Genomic DNA, 15,182 nt, shown 5'->3' with positions numbered 1-15,182 from the left:
CCCCCGCCGTGCGCCGCGGTCCCACCGCCCCTCTCCGCCGTGTTCCGAAGGGAGCACCCGCCATGAGACCCACCGCACCGCAGCCCGCCGAACCCGCGAGACCGGAGATCCCCGACCCCGACAGCGTCGACCTCACCGACCCCCGTACCTTCACCCGCCCCGACCTGAGGGCGATCTGGGCCCGGTTCCGCGCCGAACGACCGGTCCACCACCATCGCGCCACCCCCGGCGCGCCCCCGTTCTGGGTGCTGTCCCGCCACGCCGACGTCGTCGCGGTCTACCGGGACGACAAGCGGTTCACGTCCGAACGCGGCAACGTCCTCGCCACCCTGCTCCAGGGCGAGGACTCGGCGTCCGGGAAGATGCTCGCTGTCACCGACGGGCCCCGGCACCGCGAGATCCGCAACCTCATGCTGAAGTCCTTCTCCCCCCGCGTCCTCGCACCGGTGGTGGAGGGCGTGAACGTCCGCACGGGCGCCCTGCTCGAAGAGGCTTTGGAGCGGGGCGCGTTCGACTTCGTCGTCGACCTCGCGGACCACATCCCGATCAACACCATCGGCGACCTCATGGACGTGCCGGTGGCGGACCGCGAGCAGCTCGTCCACTGGAACACCATGACCCTCTCCCGTACCAGCGAGGAGCACGGGGCGGAGGAGGAATGGCTCGCGCGCAACGAGATCCTCCTGTACTTCTCCGGCCTCGCCGCCCAGCGCCGCCGGCACCCCGGCGAGGACGTGATCAGCGCCCTGGCCACCGGCACCGTCGACGGGCGGCTCCTCACCGAGGACGAGATCGTCTTCAACTGCTACAGCCTGATCCTCGGCGGCGACGAGTCCAGCCGGATGTCGTCCGTCGGCGCCGTCATCGCCCTGGCCGAACACCCCGACCAGTGGAAGGCGCTGAAGGAGGGGCTCGTCGACACCGCCACCGCCACGGAGGAGGTCCTCCGCTGGACCACCCCGGCCATGCACTTCGGCCGGCGCGCCCTCACCGACGTGGAGATCCGCGACCGCACGATCGCCGCGGGCGACGTGGTCACCCTGTGGAACAGCTCCGCCAACTTCGACGAGGACGTCTTCACCGACCCGGAGCGCTTCGACCTGGCCCGTACGCCCAACAAGCACGTGGCGTTCGGACACGGACCGCACTTCTGCATCGGCGCCTTCCTCGGCCGCACCCATGTCGAGGCGATGCTCCGCGCCCTCCGGGACAAGGTCGGGCACATCGAACTCCTCGGCAGCCCCCGCCTGCTCCACTCGAACTTCGTGTACGGCTACACCGGCCTGCCGGTCCGCCTCGACCGTCCCGCCCCGCACGCCACCGGCATCAGCCCGGTGTCAGCACCCCCTGCCACAGTCGAGCGGACCCCCGAGTCCGCGACAGATGGGAAGTGACCCCATGCCGAACCCCTTCGACGACCAGAACGGCACGTTCCTCGTCCTGGTGAACGACGAGGCCCAGTACTGCCTCTGGCCCGCCTTCGCCCAGGTGCCCGACGGCTGGACCGAGGCGCTCGGCGAGAGCAGCCACGACGCCGCCCTCGCGTACGTGGAGGAGCACTGGACGGACATGCGCCCGCGCAGCCTGCGGGAGCAGGCCCCGGACCCGGTGCGCTGAGCGCGGTGGGGGCGGCAGAGGTGGACACGGCCATCCGGGCCGAGGGCCTGCGCAAGCGGTACGGGGACGTCGAGGCGCTCTCCGGCATCGACCTCCAGGTGCGCGCCGGCACGGTGCTCGGCCTGCTCGGCCCCAACGGGGCGGGCAAGACGACCACCGTGCAGGTGCTCACGACGCTCGTGGCACCGGACGGCGGGCACGCGGAGGTGGCCGGCTTCGACGTGGCCCGGCAGCCGCACGAGGTACGCCGGCGCATCGGCCTCGCGGGCCAGTACGCGGCCGTCGACGAGATCCTCACCGGGCACGAGAACCTGGCGCTGCTCGGACGGCTGCTGCACCTCGGCCGCCGGACGGCGCGCCGGCGCGCGGACGAGCTCCTGGAGCGCTTCGGCCTCACCGCCGTGGCCCACCGGCCGGCCCGCACCTACTCCGGCGGCATGCGGAGGCGGCTCGACCTGGCGAGCTGCCTGATCACCTCGCCCCCCGTGCTGTTCCTCGACGAGCCGACCACGGGGCTCGACCCGGTCAGCCGGATGGCCCTGTGGGAACTCGTCCGCGAGCTGGTGGACAACGGCGTCACCCTGCTCCTGACGACGCAGTACCTGGAGGAGGCGGACTTCCTCGCGGACCAGATCGCGGTCGTCGACTCCGGCCGGGTGATCGCCGACGGCACCCCCGACGCCCTCAAGCGCAAGGTCGGACGGGAGTGGCTCGAAGTGACGGTGTCGGCGCCGTCGGACGTGGGCGCGGTCCTCGCCGCCCTCGGACCGGCGCTGACGACCGTGCCCACGGTGGACGCCGCCAAGGGCACGATCGCCGTGCAGCTCGACGACGGGCTCGGTGACGTCGCCGACGTCGCCGTCGCCCTGCGCGACGCGGGCATCCAGGTCAGCGACTTCACCGTGCGCAGGCCGACCCTGGACGATGTCTTCGCGCATCTGACGGGCCGGCCGGCCGAATGACCCCGGCCCCTCCGGGCCACGGCGGCGGCGCGACCGACCCCCGCGCGTCGCCCCTGCCGTGGGCCCGGAGGTGCCGGACCGCGGGCTGAGCCCCCGCCCCGCCCACCGCGCCCGCGCCGGCGGGCCACGCCCGTACGCTCACCCGCGCCGGAGGGCTATGGCCGTCACCACGAGACCGTCGCGGCAGAGCCAGCGCCCTTCGAGGACCTTCAGGTGTTCGCCGTCCGGGCCGTCGTCCGGAAGGCCGACGTCCGCGGTGAACGTCCCCGCCTCCTGGTCGATCCGGACGTCCGCGTCCCCGAAGTCCAGCTCGCGCCCGGTCAGCGGATACCAGACCTTGAACACCGACTCCTTGGCGCTGAACAGCAGCCGGTCCCAGCAGACCTCCGGCGCGGACGCGGCAAGCGCGCGGAGCCGGGCCCGCTCCCGCGGCGACGAGACGAACTCCAGCACCTCGTCGTCGAGCGGCGCGTTGGGTTCGGCGTCGATGCCGAGGCCGCGGTAGTCGGAGGCCCGGCCGACGACGGCCGCGCGGTACCCGGCGCAGTGCGTCATGCTCCCCACGAGACCGGCGGGCCACCGCGGAGCGCCCCGTTCCCCCGTCACCAGCGCCACCGCCGAGACCCCCAGGGCACTCATCGCGCGCCGGGCGCACACGCGGACGACGGCGTACTCCTGACGCCGTTTCGGCAGGGCGCGCGCGACGGCGGCGGCCTCCTCCGGGAACAGGGCGCCGACGGCCGAGTCGCAGTCGTGGAACGCGTGGGCGGCGCTCGCGGGCGCGGGTATCAGCTCCTCGATCACGACGTCCTCACCGCACCGGGTCGACGCCCCTACCAGGGCCGACGGGGCTCCCAGACTACCCACGGCCCGATCCCGGATTCCGGACGGATGACACCATGGCCGCACACCATGACCGCCCACGAACGACAGGAGGGACGGCCTGTGCCTGCTCCGCGGATGAGAACGACACCCCTGCCCGGCATCGGAGTCCAGTACGACCTCACCACCCGGGAGCACCGGCAGCTGTCGGTGATCGCGCACCGCGACGGGACCCGCACCCTGAATGTGTACCGCGCCGACGACCCCGACGCCTGCGCCCAGTCGCTGCACCTCACCGAGGCCGAGACGGGCTCGCTGATCGACGCGCTGCTGCCCGCCCACCACAGCCCCAACGTCCTGCACACCACCGATCTGGGGCTCGTCGCCGAACGCGTCGAGCTGTCCGCCCACTCGTACTGGAACGGGCGGGTCCTCGGCGAGACGCGGATGCGGACCGAGGCCGGCGCCTCGATCGTCGCCGTACTGCGCCGCTCCGGGGCCGTACCGTCCCCGACGCCCGCGTTCCGACTGGCCGGCGGTGACACGCTCATCGTCATCGGCACCCGCGAGGGCGTCGACGCGGCCGCCGCGATACTCGGTCGGGAGTGAGGGCGGCGTGCACTCCGCGGTCTTCCTGATCGAATTCGGCGCCATCATCCTCGGCCTCGGCCTGCTCGGGCGCTTCGCCGGCCGGTTCCGCTTCTCCCCGATACCCCTGTACCTCCTCGCGGGGCTCGCCTTCGGCAAGGGCGGTCTCCTGCCACTGGGCGCCAGCGAGGAGTTCGTCGCCATCGGCGCCGAGATCGGCGTGATCCTCCTGCTCCTGATGCTGGGACTCGAGTACACCGCGAGCGATCTCGTCACCAACCTCAAGACCCAGTACCCCGCCGGGCTCGTCGACTTCGCCCTCAACGCCCTTCCCGGCGCCGCCACCGCGCTACTGCTCGGCTGGGGGCCGGTCGCCGCCGTCGTCCTCGCCGGCGTCACCTGGATCTCCTCCTCCGGGGTCATCGCCAAGGTCCTCGGCGACCTCGGGCGCCTGGGCAACCGCGAGACCCCGGTCATCCTGAGCATCCTGGTCCTCGAAGACCTGGCCATGGCCGTCTACCTGCCCATCGTCACGGCCCTCCTCGCCGGCGTCGGACTGGCCGCCGGCAGTGCCACGCTCGCCATCGCCCTCGGCGTGGCCGGCGCCGTCCTGTTCGTCGCCGTCCGCTACGGGCGCCTCATCTCGCGCTTCGTCTCCAGCGACGACCCGGAGAAGCTGCTCCTCGTCGTCCTCGGTCTCACCCTGCTCGTCGCGGGCATCGCCCAGCAGCTCCAGGTCTCGGCGGCCGTCGGGGCGTTCCTCGTCGGCATCGCCCTGTCCGGCGAGGTCGCCGACGGCGCCCACGCGCTGCTGAGCCCGCTGCGTGACCTGTTCGCCGCGGTCTTCTTCGTCTTCTTCGGTCTGCACACCGACCCCGCCAGCATTCCGCCGGTGATCCTTCCCGCGTTCGCCCTGGCGGTCGTCACGGCGCTGACGAAGATCGCCACCGGGTACTGGGCGGCGGGCCGCGCCGGGATCGGGACGAAGGGCCGGTGGCGGGCCGGCGGCGCCCTGGTGGCGCGCGGCGAGTTCTCCATCGTCATCGCCGGGCTCGCCGTCACCGCCGGGGTGCAGCCGCAACTGGGGCCCTTCGCCACGGCGTACGTCCTGATCCTCGTCGTCGTCGGTCCCCTCACGGCCAGGTTCACGGAGCCGCTCGCCGCTCGTCTCGTACGGCGCCGGGTGAGCACCCCGCCACCTCCGGAGTCCCTGACGCACGAGGCGGTCACGGCCCCCGAGGCGGCCTCCGACCGCATCTGAGGAACCGGTGATTCCGGGGGGTCCTTCCAGAGGACCCCCCGGTTCCCGTTGCGCCGGGATGCCGCCAACCCCTTGTCAGTACAATTTCACATTACTATGGTACTGCTCGCACCATCGCTGGACAGAACGTCAACTCGACGTGCAGCAAAGCGAGTTGACTGGGAACCACCCCCACATCCCCACCTTCGACAGGAGCCCTGGTGTCCCAGCACAGATCCGTGCGCACCGCCCTGCTCGCCTCCGCCCTCGCGGTCGGCCTGCTCGTACCCCTCGGCCAGGGCGTCGGTCAGGCCGCGCAGCCCGCCGGTTCACCGGCCGCGCCTGCGGCCCACCCGGCGCCGCGGCCGCACCCTCACGACGAGGTCGACCGGCTCGCGAGCGCACCCCCGGCCGTCGCCGCCCCGGCACCCGCACCCGGCGGCGCCGCCGCCGGCCGGATACCCGGCGCCGTCCCCGACACCGCCGCGCAGCCGCGCGCCCGACAGCGGACCGCCGCCGCGCCCTGCACCCTCGACGGCGTCACCGGCCTCACCCCCGAACGGTTCGCCGACTTCCTCGCCGACCCCGCCGTGACCGCCGACGACTGTCTGCGCGGACTCGTCTGGACCTGGGACGCCCGGCTCACGCCGGTCATGTCCGACGCCCACGTCCAGGCCGTCGCGCGCCGCGCCACCACCCTCGCGCCCGGCCACGACGGCAAGAACTCCTCCCACCTGGAGGAGATGTTCACCTACCTCCACGCGGTGGCCTACCACGACTTCTCGCGCGACGAGATCGACACCACCGACGCCCCGACGGTCGACGCCGTGCGGCGGGCCGTCGCCGCCTACGGCACGGCCCCGCGGACCTTCGACGTCACCGCCTCCAACGCCGACACCCTGCGCGAGGCGCTGTACGCGGCGAGCGCCCCGGGTCTCCGGCAGCACCAGCTGCCCCTGATCCGCAAGACCCTCGCGACGATGGACGCCGCTCACCCGGCGACCCACCTCGACCCGGCCTGGGCGGGCGCCGCACTCGCCGCGCTCTCCCTCAACTACCTCGGCGTCTACCCCGGCAACCAGGACTCCGCCTTCCACGCTGCGGCCGCCGCCGACCCCGCGTACCGCGCCGCCTTCAAGGCCTTCGCGGGGTACGGGCACCTGAAGGGGACCGCCAACAGCTGGGTCGCACGCGACGCCCTGGGCGAGTACGGCCGCTTCGGCCAGATCCAGGGCCTGCGCCCGGCGGTCGTCGCCGACCTCGGCGCCCTCCTCGGCCCCGTCGAGACCACCTTCGGGACCGGCAGCGCGCAGTGGGCCTCGCTGGTCTCCTGGCTCAACGTCTACGAGGCCTGCGCCCCGTACGCGGTGTGCAGGGCGGACATCGAACGCCGGATCTTCCCGTACACGTACGCGTACGACAGCGGCGCCATCAAGGTCCGCACCGGACTCCCGCGCCTGACCGTCGACACGCTCTACTACGCGAGCAAGCAGGTCAAGGCCCAGTTCCACCGGGTGCTCGGCACCCTGGAGCCGCTCGCCGGCGACCCCAACACCTCGCTGAACATCGTCCTGTACGCCTCGCGCGCGGACTACGAGAAGTACCACCCGATCCTCACCGGGATGGACACGAACAACGGCGGCATCTACATCGAGCGCGGCGCCACCTTCTACACCTACGAGCGCCGCGTCCCCCAGGACTCCTCACTGACCCTGGAAGAGCTCTTCCGGCACGAGTACACGCACTACCTCAACGGCCGCTTCGCGGTGCCCGGCTTCTTCGGTGAGGGCCCCTGGTACCAGGGCGACCGCACCACGGCCATGGACGAGGGCACGGCCGAGTTCTTCGACGGAGCCACCCGCGACGACGGCATCGCCGTCCGCAAGTCCCTCGTCCGCGGCGTCATCGCCGACACGGCGGGCGGCGGACCGCGCATGACCGTGCGCCAGATCCTGAACGCCACCTACGACGGCGACGGCTTCCGCTTCTACGCGTACGCCGGCACCTTCTTCGAGTACCTCTGGACCGACAGGCCCGCCACGCTGCGCGAGATGTACCGGCACCTGCGCGGCAACGACGTCGCCGCGTACGACGCCTGGCGCGCGCGGCTCGGCGCCGACACGGCGCTCCAGCGCGACTACGACCGCTTCCTGGACGCGCGGATCGCCGAGGTCGACCGGCTCTTCGTCCCGGCCACCACGTTCACGCCGGTGGCACAGCTGCGGGACTCCCGGGCCGCCGACGTCGCCGCCTCCTTCACCGCCGCGACCTCCAGCATCCCGGTCTGCGCGGAGAGCGGCGAGCCGGGCGGGCGCCGCTTCACCTGCACCGGACGCATCACGGCCAACCTCGCGGACGCGGGCAGCGCCGACCAGGTCTTCAAGGACATGTCCGAGACGGTCGACTACTTCCTCCTCGACCGGGCGGGCGCGGCCTCGAACAACCTCGCCGACATGAACTGCTCCTTCGGCCCGGTCGACATCTGGACCGGCGGACGCGCGGGAACGTCGAGCTACCACTGCGAGGGCCCGCTGCGCGGCTGACCCGACTCCCAACCGGCACGACAGGGCGCGGAGTTGGATGATCTCCGCGCCCTGTTTTCCTCGAAGAGAATGTGACATATTACTGCCGTGCCCACGAGACTGCGGACCCTGGACGCCGTGATCATCGGCGCGGGCGTCGTCGGAGCCGCCTGCGCGTACTTCGCCGGCCGCGCGGGACTCTCCGTCGCCGTCGTCGACCGGGGCCCCGTCGCCGGCGGCACCACCGGCGCGGGCGAGGGCAACCTCCTCGTCTCCGACAAGGAGCCCGGCCCCGAACTCGACCTCGCCCTTCTCTCCGTACGCCTCTGGGGCGAACTCGCCGCCATCCTCCCGCGGGACATGGAGTACGAGACCAAGGGCGGCCTCGTGGTCGCCCCCGACACCGCCACCCTCACGGCCCTGCGCGCGTACGCCGCGAGCCAGCGGGCGGTCGGAGTCGAGGCCGCCGAGATCCCCGCCGACACCCTGCGCACGCTCGAACCGCACCTCGCGGACGGGCTCGCGGGCGGTTTCCACTACCCGCAGGACGCCCAGATCCAGCCCGCCCGCGCCGCCGCCCGGCTCCTCGCCGCCTCCGGCGCGACCGTCCACCTCGGCGAGGAGGTCACCGCCGTCCTCCGCACCCCCTCGGGAGCGGTACGCGGCGTCCGCACGGCCCGCCGTGAACTCGCCGCGCCCGCCGTGGTCAACGCGGCCGGAACGTGGGGCGGAGCCGTCGCGGCGCTGGCCGGCACGGACCTGCCGGTGCTGCCCCGGCGCGGCTTCGTGCTCGTGACCGAACCCCTTCCCCGGGTCGTCCGGCACAAGGTGTACGCCGCCGACTACATCGCCGACGTGGCCAGCGGTTCCGCCGCGCTCCAGTCCTCGGCCGTCGTCGAGGGCACCCCCGCCGGACCTGTCCTCATCGGCGCCACCCGGGAGCGGGTGGGCTTCGACCGCTCCCTGTCCGTCGAGGCCCTGCGCAGGCTCGCGTCCCAGGCGGCGGCGCTCTTCCCCGTCCTCGCCGACGTCCGGGTCCTGCGCGCGTACCACGGCTTCCGGCCGTACCTGCCGGACCACCTGCCGGCGATCGGACCCGACCCGCGCGTCCCGGGACTCCACCACGCGTGCGGCCACGAGGGCGCGGGGATCGGCCTCGCCCCGGCCACGGGACTGCTCGTGGCCGCGGCACTGACGGGGGAGACCCCGGCGACGGATCCCACCCCCTTCCGGCCCGAACGGTTCACCCACGATCCGCCGCCCGCCGCTCCCCCCGCCCCCGACACCGCCTCCGGCCCCCGGGAGACCGCACCATGAGACGACGCCGTACCGGCGCCCGCACCCCGCGTTCCCTGGTCGGCGGCGCGGCCACGGACACGTTCACCGTGGACTTCGACGGCCGGGCGGTGGACGCCCTCGCCGGGCAGTCCCTCGCGGCCGCGCTGTGGAGCGCGGGCATCCTGACCTGGCGCACCACCCGCGTCTCGGGCGCCCCGCGCGGTGTCTTCTGCGGCATGGGCAGCTGCTACGACTGCCTCCTCACCGTCAACGGGCGCCCCAACCAGCGCGCCTGCCTCACCCCGGCCCGCCCCGGGGACACCGTCACGACCCAGGAGGGGACCGGCCGTGCCGACCTCGCCGTCTGACCCGGGACCCGAGCCGTACGGCGCCGGGGGCACGGACACGGCCGACCTCGCCGTCGTCGGTGCGGGTCCGGCCGGGCTCGCCGCGACCGTGGAGGCGGCCCGGCTCGGTCTCCGCGTGGTCCTGCTCGACGCCGGGGACCGGCCCGGCGGCCAGTACCACCGGCATCCGGCGCCCGAACTCGGAGCCGTCCGGCCGGAGGCGCTCCACCACGGCTGGCGCGCGTTCGCCCGGCGGACGGCGGCCCTGGACGGCCACGTCCGTTCCGGTGGGGTGACCTACCGCCCGGGGTGCCACGTCTGGACGGTGGTCCCCGAAGGCCGCGACTGGCGGCTGCACGCCGTCGTCACGGGCGACGAGACCGCCGTGACCGTACGCGCCCGTGGCGTGCTCCTCGCCACCGGCGCGTACGAGCGGCAACTGCCCTTCCCCGGCTGGACCCTGCCCGGGGTCGTGGCCGCCGGGGGAGCGCAGGCCATGCTCAAGAGCGGGCTCGTACTGCCCGGGCACCGCGTCGTCGTCGCCGGCAGCGGCCCGCTGCTCCTGGCGGTCGCGGGTTCCCTCGCGGCGGCGGGCGCCCACGTCCCGGCGGTCGTCGAGGCGGGGTCCTATCTCGGGTACGCGGGTTCCGCGACCACCCTCCTGCGCAACCCCGCCAAACTCGCCGAAGGAGCGCTGCACGGGGCCGCGTTGCTCCGTCACGGGGTCAGGCTCCTCACCCGCCACGCGGTCGTCGAGGCGCACGGCGCCGACCGGGTGGAGGCGGTCACCGTGGCCCGTCTCGACGCCGACTGGCGTCCCGTACCGGGCACCGGCCGGCGGGTCCCCTGCGACGCGGTCGCGGTGGGCCACGGGCTCGTGCCGCAGCTGGAACTGGCCACGGCACTGGGCTGCGCGACCCGCACGGCCGCCGACGGAACGTCCGCCCTGGTCCTCGACGCCGACCAGTCGACCTCCGTCCCCGGCATCTGGGCGGCCGGCGAACCGGGGGGCGTCGGCGGCGCCCGACTGGCCGTGCTCGAAGGCGAGTCGGCGGCCCGGGCCGTGGCGGGGACGCTCTCCGGAGTGCGGCCACTGCGCGCGGGCGCGTCGGCCGCCGCCCGCCGGCACCGTGACCGGCTGCGCGGCTTCGCCGAGGCGATGGGGGCCGTCCACCGGCCCGGCGCGGGGTGGACGGACTGGCTGCGGGAGGACACCGAGATCTGCCGCTGCGAGGAGGTGTCCGTCGCCCGTGTGACGGAGGCCGTCGAGACGCTCGGCGCGCGGGACGCCCGTACGGTCAAGCTGTTCACCCGGGCCGGGATGGGCTGGTGCCAGGGCCGGACGTGCGGGCCCGCCGTGGCGGCGCTCGCGGGACGCGCTCAGGGTGCCTGTCCCGGGGTCGGCGAGGGCGCCGAGGTGCGCGTCGGTGTGCCCGGGTCCGCCCCGGACCGCCGCCCGCTGTCCTGCCCCGTACCCCTGCGGCACCTGGCCGAGCTGCCCGCTCAGGAAACCGACTCAACCAGCTGACAGCTCGTCATATCTACTCGGGGAAGACGCTCTTGTGGCTTCCTCGGGCATCAGTAAAATGTCACACACCACACAAGGGAGTGTCTTTCATGTCCCACGCGTCCCCCGATCTGACCCCCGTGCACCGCGCCCGCCCCTGGCACGGGATCATGGTCGCCACCGCCCTCCCCCTGCGCGAGGACGGCTCCGTCGACCACGACGCCTACGCCCGACACGTCTCCTGGCTGATCGACCAGGGCTGCGACGGCGTCGTCCCGAACGGCTCGCTCGGCGAGTACCAGACCCTCACCGACGCGGAGCGCGCCGACGTCGTACGGACCGCCGTCGAAGCCGCCGGGGACGGCGCCAGGGTCATGCCCGGCGTCTCCGCGTACGGCAGCGCCGAGGCCCGGCGCTGGGCCGAACAGGCCGCCGAGGCCGGAGCCGGCTCCGTGCTGCTGCTGCCGCCCAACGCCTACCGGGCCGACGAGCGGTCCGTACGCGCCCACTACGCCGAGGTCGCGTCGGCCGGGCTGCCCGTCGTCGCGTACAACAACCCGCTCGACACCAAGGTCGACCTCACCCCGGCGCTCCTCGCCCGCCTGCACGCCGACGGCAGCGTCGTCGCTGTCAAGGAGTTCAGCGGAGACGTCCGCCGCGCCTACGAGATCGCCGAACTCGCCCCGGGGCTCGACCTGCTCGTCGGCGCCGATGACGTCCTCCTCGAACTCGCCCTCGCCGGAGCGGTCGGCTGGATCGCCGGCTACCCCAACGCCCTCCCGCGCACCTGCGCCACGCTGTACCGCGCCGCCGTCGCCGGGGACCTCGACACCGCGCTGCCGCTCTACAAGTCCCTGCACCCGCTGTTCCGCTGGGACTCCAAGATCGAGTTCGTCCAGGCGATCAAGCTGTCCATGGACGTCGCAGGCCGGGCCGGCGGCCCCACCCGCGCGCCCCGCGTCCCGCTGACTCCCGAGCAGGAGGCGGTCGTACGCGCCGCGACGGAGAAGGCCCTCGCCGAGGGCCACGCGTAAGGGGTGTCCCGTCGATCAGGCCGGGCTCGCGGCCTGATCGGCAAGGCACCCTCCCGGCCCCTGCCCCCCGGCTCCCCACGCAGACCCGAAAGGGACCCCATGCGCACCCGTCACGTCTACCACGCGGTGGACTCCCACACCGAAGGCATGCCCACCCGGGTGATCACCGGCGGTGTCGGGGTCGTCCCCGGCGCCACGATGGCCGAGAAGCGGCTCCACTTCGTCGAGCACCTGGACCACGTCCGCACCCTCCTCATGTACGAGCCGCGCGGCCACGCGGCGATGAGCGGCGCGATCCTCCAGCCTCCCACCCGACCCGACGCCGACTACGGCGTCCTGTTCATCGAGGTGTCGGGGCTCCTCCCGATGTGCGGCCACGGCACCATCGGCGTCGCCACCGTCCTCGTCGAGACGGGGATGGTGCCGGTCGTCGAACCGGTCACCACCGTCCGCCTCGACACCCCGGCGGGGCTCGTGAGCGCCGACGTCCGCGTCGAGGACGGACGCGCGTGCTCCGTCACCCTCACCAACGTGCCCGCCTTCGCCGCCGGACTCGACCTCAAGGCGGACGTGCCCGGGTACGGGACCGTCACCTACGACCTCGCGTACGGCGGCAACTTCTACGCCTTCGTGCCGCTCGACTCCCTGGGGCTGCCGTTCGACCTCGCCCACAAGGAGGAGCTGCTCGCCGCCGGACTCGCCGTCATGGAGGCGATCGAGGCGGGCCCCGACCGGCCCGTCCACCCGGAGGACCCGGCCATCGCCGGGGTGAAGCACGTCTACCTGGCCGCACCCGGCTCCGACGCGGTCCGCTCCCGACACGCCATGGCGATCCACCCGGGCTGGTTCGACCGCTCGCCGTGCGGCACCGGAACCAGCGCCCGGCTGGCGCAGCTGCACGCGCGCGGTCTGCTCGCCCCCGGCGTCGACTTCGTCAACGAGTCCTTCATCGGGACCGAGTTCACGGGACGGATCGTCGGCGAGACGGAGGTCGCCGGCCGGCCCGCGATCGTGCCGACCGTCACGGGCCGCGCCTGGATCACCGGCACGGCCCAGTACTTCCTCGACCCCGAGGACCCCTTCCCCGCCGGCTTCCTGCTCTGACGGCCGGGCGGGGGGGCTCCCGGCAACGCCCGCCCCACGGACGGAGAAACGTGACATTGTACGATGCTCCTCCGTGACTTCTCGGAGGGCGCACGATGGGTGACCTGAAGCAGTACGGCCTCGTCAGGGCGCAGGAACGGCTCCGCGACCAGGTCGCGCACGCCCTCCGCGCGGCCCTGATCGCCGGCGAACTGCGGCCCGGCCAGGTCTACTCGGCCCCCGGACTCGCGAGCGACCTCGGCGTCTCGGCGACCCCCGTCCGCGAGGCCATGCTCGACCTGGCCAGGGAGGGCCTGGTCGAGCCCGTCCGCAACAAGGGCTTCCGCATCACCGAGGTCAGCGAACGGGACCTCGACCAGTTCACCGAACTCCGCACCCTGATCGAGGTCCCCACGATCGGCCGCGTCACGCGGAAGGCCGACCGGGAGCAGCTGGAGGCGCTGCGCCCGGTCGCCGAGGAGATCGTCTCCCGTGCCCGGGAGCACGACCTCATCGGCTACCTGGAGGCCGACCGCCGCTTCCATCTCGCGCTGCTCGCGCTCTCCGGCAACGACCGCCTGGTCGAGACGGTGGGGGAGCTGCGCAAGCGGTCCCGCCTCTACGGCCTGACCGGGCTGGACGAGGCGGGCAAGCTCGTCTCCTCCGCCGAGGAGCACCTCGAACTCCTCGACCTGATGCTCGCGGGCGACGCGCGCGGCGCGGAGGCCTGCATGCGCCGCCACCTCGGCCACGTACGTTCCCTGTGGGCCGACGCCCGCGACACCCCGGCGGGTCGCTAGCGGCCCGCCCCGACCACGGGAATCCGGCGCCACTGGCCGGTCCACCGCTCTGACCTCGCCCTATCGTTGGCCTGAGGTGTTGCCGAGCGTGACCGGTTCGGCAATGATCCCCGCGTGACACTCACACTCATCGTCGTACTCGGCGTGTTCCTCCCCGTGCTCTACCGCCTCCTCGTGACCCCCAGCCGTGTCGACGGCTGGATCGCGCAGCACTTCGTGGCGGCCGACTACGGCATGCCGCCCCGTGGGCAGCTCGACGGGCGGCGCGCCGGCCCGCCCCCGCCGGCCCACCGGGCGGAGAAGCGCCAGGCCGTGGCCGAGGCCGCGTGGGCCGGGGACTGGAGGACCGCCGAGCGCTACGTCCGGGCGGCGGGTGAGGACTGGGACGAGCGCTGGGACCGGCTGGAGCTCCTCCAGCACATCGCCAAGGAGGACGACAGCTGGTTTCACGCCTGGCGTGCGGCGGAGCCCGGCAACTGCGACGCGGCGACCCTCCACGCGTGCATGATGGTCCACCGCGCCTGGGAGATCCGGGGCAGCGGATACGCCCGCGACGTACTGACCTCCGACATGAACCGCTTCCGCGCCATGCTTCCGGCCGCGATCGAGGAGGCCCGGCAGGCCGCGCTGCTCGACCCCGCGAACCCGGGACCCTGGGTCGTCATGATCACGGCGGCGCGCGGAGCGCAGTACAAGCCCGCCCAGTTCAAGCCGCTCTGGGAGGGACTCGTCTCCCGCGCCCCCCACCACTACGAGGGGCACTGGCAGGCTCTCCAGTACTGGTGCGCCAAATGGTTCGGCAACGACCGGCGGATGATGCGGTTCGCCCGCCGGACGGTCCGCAAGGCCCCGCCCGGCAGCCCCCTCGCCGGGATCTACCTGCACGCGCTGAACGAGCTCGACGAGAGGGCCGTCGCCGTCGCGGCCCCGGCCACACCCATGACGAGGAGCTGGCTGAAGAAGGTCGCCGCCTCGCTCGACCAGGCCGAACCCGACGACGAGCGTCTGCCCGCCCTGCGCCACCTTCTCGCGCACTACATGCTCCGGGCGATGATGTACAAGGCGGCCCTGGAGCAGTTCCGCCTGATCGGCCCGTGGTGCGGAGCCCAGCCCTGGCGCAAGGACGGAAACCCGGTCGTCGCCTTCGAGACGGCCCGGGCCACAGCCGCGAAACTCTCCCGCGCCCGCCCCACCCCGACCCCGCAGATCCACGGCATGGGCCGCTGAGGGCCGCCCCTCGGGCCGCCGTGGCCGATAGAAGTCGGCCGGAAATGGCGGTTCCTGGATGTCGAGCGGAGGCGGCCCGCTCCGACCACAGGGCGAGAGCGGGCCGCAGGGGCGGCCCGCGCCACCGGAAGGCAGGACCCCGTGGGCCGCATCAT

The 15,182-nt window shown here is 73.6% G+C and carries 14 protein-coding genes; 13 read left to right on the top strand and 1 reads right to left on the bottom strand.

Annotation, left to right across the window (positions count from 1 at the left end; translation table 11 throughout):
• Nucleotides 1-62: 62 nt before the first annotated feature.
• Genes AMK29_RS26190 through AMK29_RS26180 form a run of 3 tightly spaced genes read left to right on the top strand, consistent with a single transcriptional unit; the run spans nucleotide 63 to nucleotide 2,579 of the window.
• Entirely contained in the window at nucleotides 63-1,394 is a 1,332-nt protein-coding gene (locus AMK29_RS26190) for a cytochrome P450 (protein WP_073817624.1), read from the top strand.
• Nucleotides 1,395-1,398: 4 nt separating this feature from the next.
• The gene (locus AMK29_RS26185; RefSeq protein ID WP_032768750.1) at nucleotides 1,399-1,617 is read left to right on the top strand and encodes an MbtH family protein; all 219 of its coding nucleotides are present in this window, start codon (nucleotides 1,399-1,401) and stop codon (nucleotides 1,615-1,617) included.
• 20 nt (nucleotides 1,618-1,637) lie between these two features.
• On the top strand, nucleotides 1,638-2,579 hold the full coding sequence (locus tag AMK29_RS26180) for an ATP-binding cassette domain-containing protein (RefSeq protein ID WP_241845716.1): 942 nt from the start codon (nucleotides 1,638-1,640) through the stop codon (nucleotides 2,577-2,579).
• A gap of 138 nt (nucleotides 2,580-2,717) precedes the next feature.
• Here the strand turns inward: AMK29_RS26180 and AMK29_RS26175 are convergent, their stop codons facing one another.
• On the bottom strand, nucleotides 2,718-3,446 hold the full coding sequence (locus AMK29_RS26175) for a 4'-phosphopantetheinyl transferase family protein (RefSeq protein WP_241845715.1): 729 nt from the start codon (nucleotides 3,444-3,446) through the stop codon (nucleotides 2,718-2,720).
• Nucleotides 3,447-3,539: 93 nt separating this feature from the next.
• On the opposite strand from AMK29_RS26175, the gene AMK29_RS26170 reads away from it, so the two are divergent.
• The 10 genes from AMK29_RS26170 (at nucleotide 3,540) to AMK29_RS26125 (ending at nucleotide 15,027) form a co-directional block, all read left to right on the top strand.
• A complete protein-coding gene (locus AMK29_RS26170; RefSeq protein WP_073817615.1) occupies nucleotides 3,540-4,010 on the top strand; it encodes a cation:proton antiporter regulatory subunit in 471 nt (156 codons plus the stop codon).
• Nucleotides 4,011-4,017: 7 nt separating this feature from the next.
• Nucleotides 4,018-5,250 (top strand): cation:proton antiporter, encoded by a 1,233-nt coding sequence (locus AMK29_RS26165; RefSeq protein WP_073817614.1) that lies wholly within the window; start codon nucleotides 4,018-4,020, stop codon nucleotides 5,248-5,250.
• 200 nt (nucleotides 5,251-5,450) lie between these two features.
• Entirely contained in the window at nucleotides 5,451-7,772 is a 2,322-nt protein-coding gene (locus AMK29_RS26160; protein WP_073817611.1) for a collagenase, read from the top strand.
• Nucleotides 7,773-7,859: 87 nt separating this feature from the next.
• The gene (locus tag AMK29_RS26155; protein ID WP_073817609.1) at nucleotides 7,860-9,068 is read left to right on the top strand and encodes an NAD(P)/FAD-dependent oxidoreductase; all 1,209 of its coding nucleotides are present in this window, start codon (nucleotides 7,860-7,862) and stop codon (nucleotides 9,066-9,068) included.
• The gene (locus tag AMK29_RS26150; protein WP_073817607.1) at nucleotides 9,065-9,397 is read left to right on the top strand and encodes a (2Fe-2S)-binding protein; all 333 of its coding nucleotides are present in this window, start codon (nucleotides 9,065-9,067) and stop codon (nucleotides 9,395-9,397) included. Before AMK29_RS26155 ends, AMK29_RS26150 begins: the two co-directional genes overlap by 4 nt.
• Nucleotides 9,378-10,904 carry an FAD-dependent oxidoreductase gene (locus AMK29_RS26145; RefSeq protein ID WP_073817605.1) on the top strand — a complete coding sequence of 509 codons (1,527 nt, stop codon included), beginning with the start codon at nucleotides 9,378-9,380 and terminating at the stop codon, nucleotides 10,902-10,904. The genes AMK29_RS26150 and AMK29_RS26145 overlap by 20 nt, the downstream gene beginning before the upstream one ends.
• 89 nt (nucleotides 10,905-10,993) lie before the next feature.
• On the top strand, nucleotides 10,994-11,917 hold the full coding sequence (locus AMK29_RS26140) for a dihydrodipicolinate synthase family protein (protein WP_073817602.1): 924 nt from the start codon (nucleotides 10,994-10,996) through the stop codon (nucleotides 11,915-11,917).
• A gap of 99 nt (nucleotides 11,918-12,016) precedes the next feature.
• Nucleotides 12,017-13,021, top strand: a complete 1,005-nt coding sequence (locus tag AMK29_RS26135; protein ID WP_073817599.1) for a proline racemase family protein — start codon at nucleotides 12,017-12,019, stop codon at nucleotides 13,019-13,021.
• 95 nt (nucleotides 13,022-13,116) lie between these two features.
• Nucleotides 13,117-13,800: a GntR family transcriptional regulator gene (locus AMK29_RS26130; RefSeq protein WP_073817598.1), complete on the top strand. Its 684-nt coding sequence runs from the start codon at nucleotides 13,117-13,119 to the stop codon at nucleotides 13,798-13,800.
• A gap of 114 nt (nucleotides 13,801-13,914) precedes the next feature.
• Nucleotides 13,915-15,027, top strand: a complete 1,113-nt coding sequence (locus AMK29_RS26125; protein WP_073817595.1) for a hypothetical protein — start codon at nucleotides 13,915-13,917, stop codon at nucleotides 15,025-15,027.
• Nucleotides 15,028-15,182 lie beyond the last annotated feature (155 nt).

It is taken from the genome of Streptomyces sp. CB02261, from assembly GCF_001905665.1.
Taxonomy (GTDB): Bacteria; Actinomycetota; Actinomycetes; order Streptomycetales; family Streptomycetaceae; genus Streptomyces.
The sequence above is the reverse complement of the archived record's forward strand: the minus strand, read 5'-3'. Positions and strand labels throughout refer to the sequence as shown.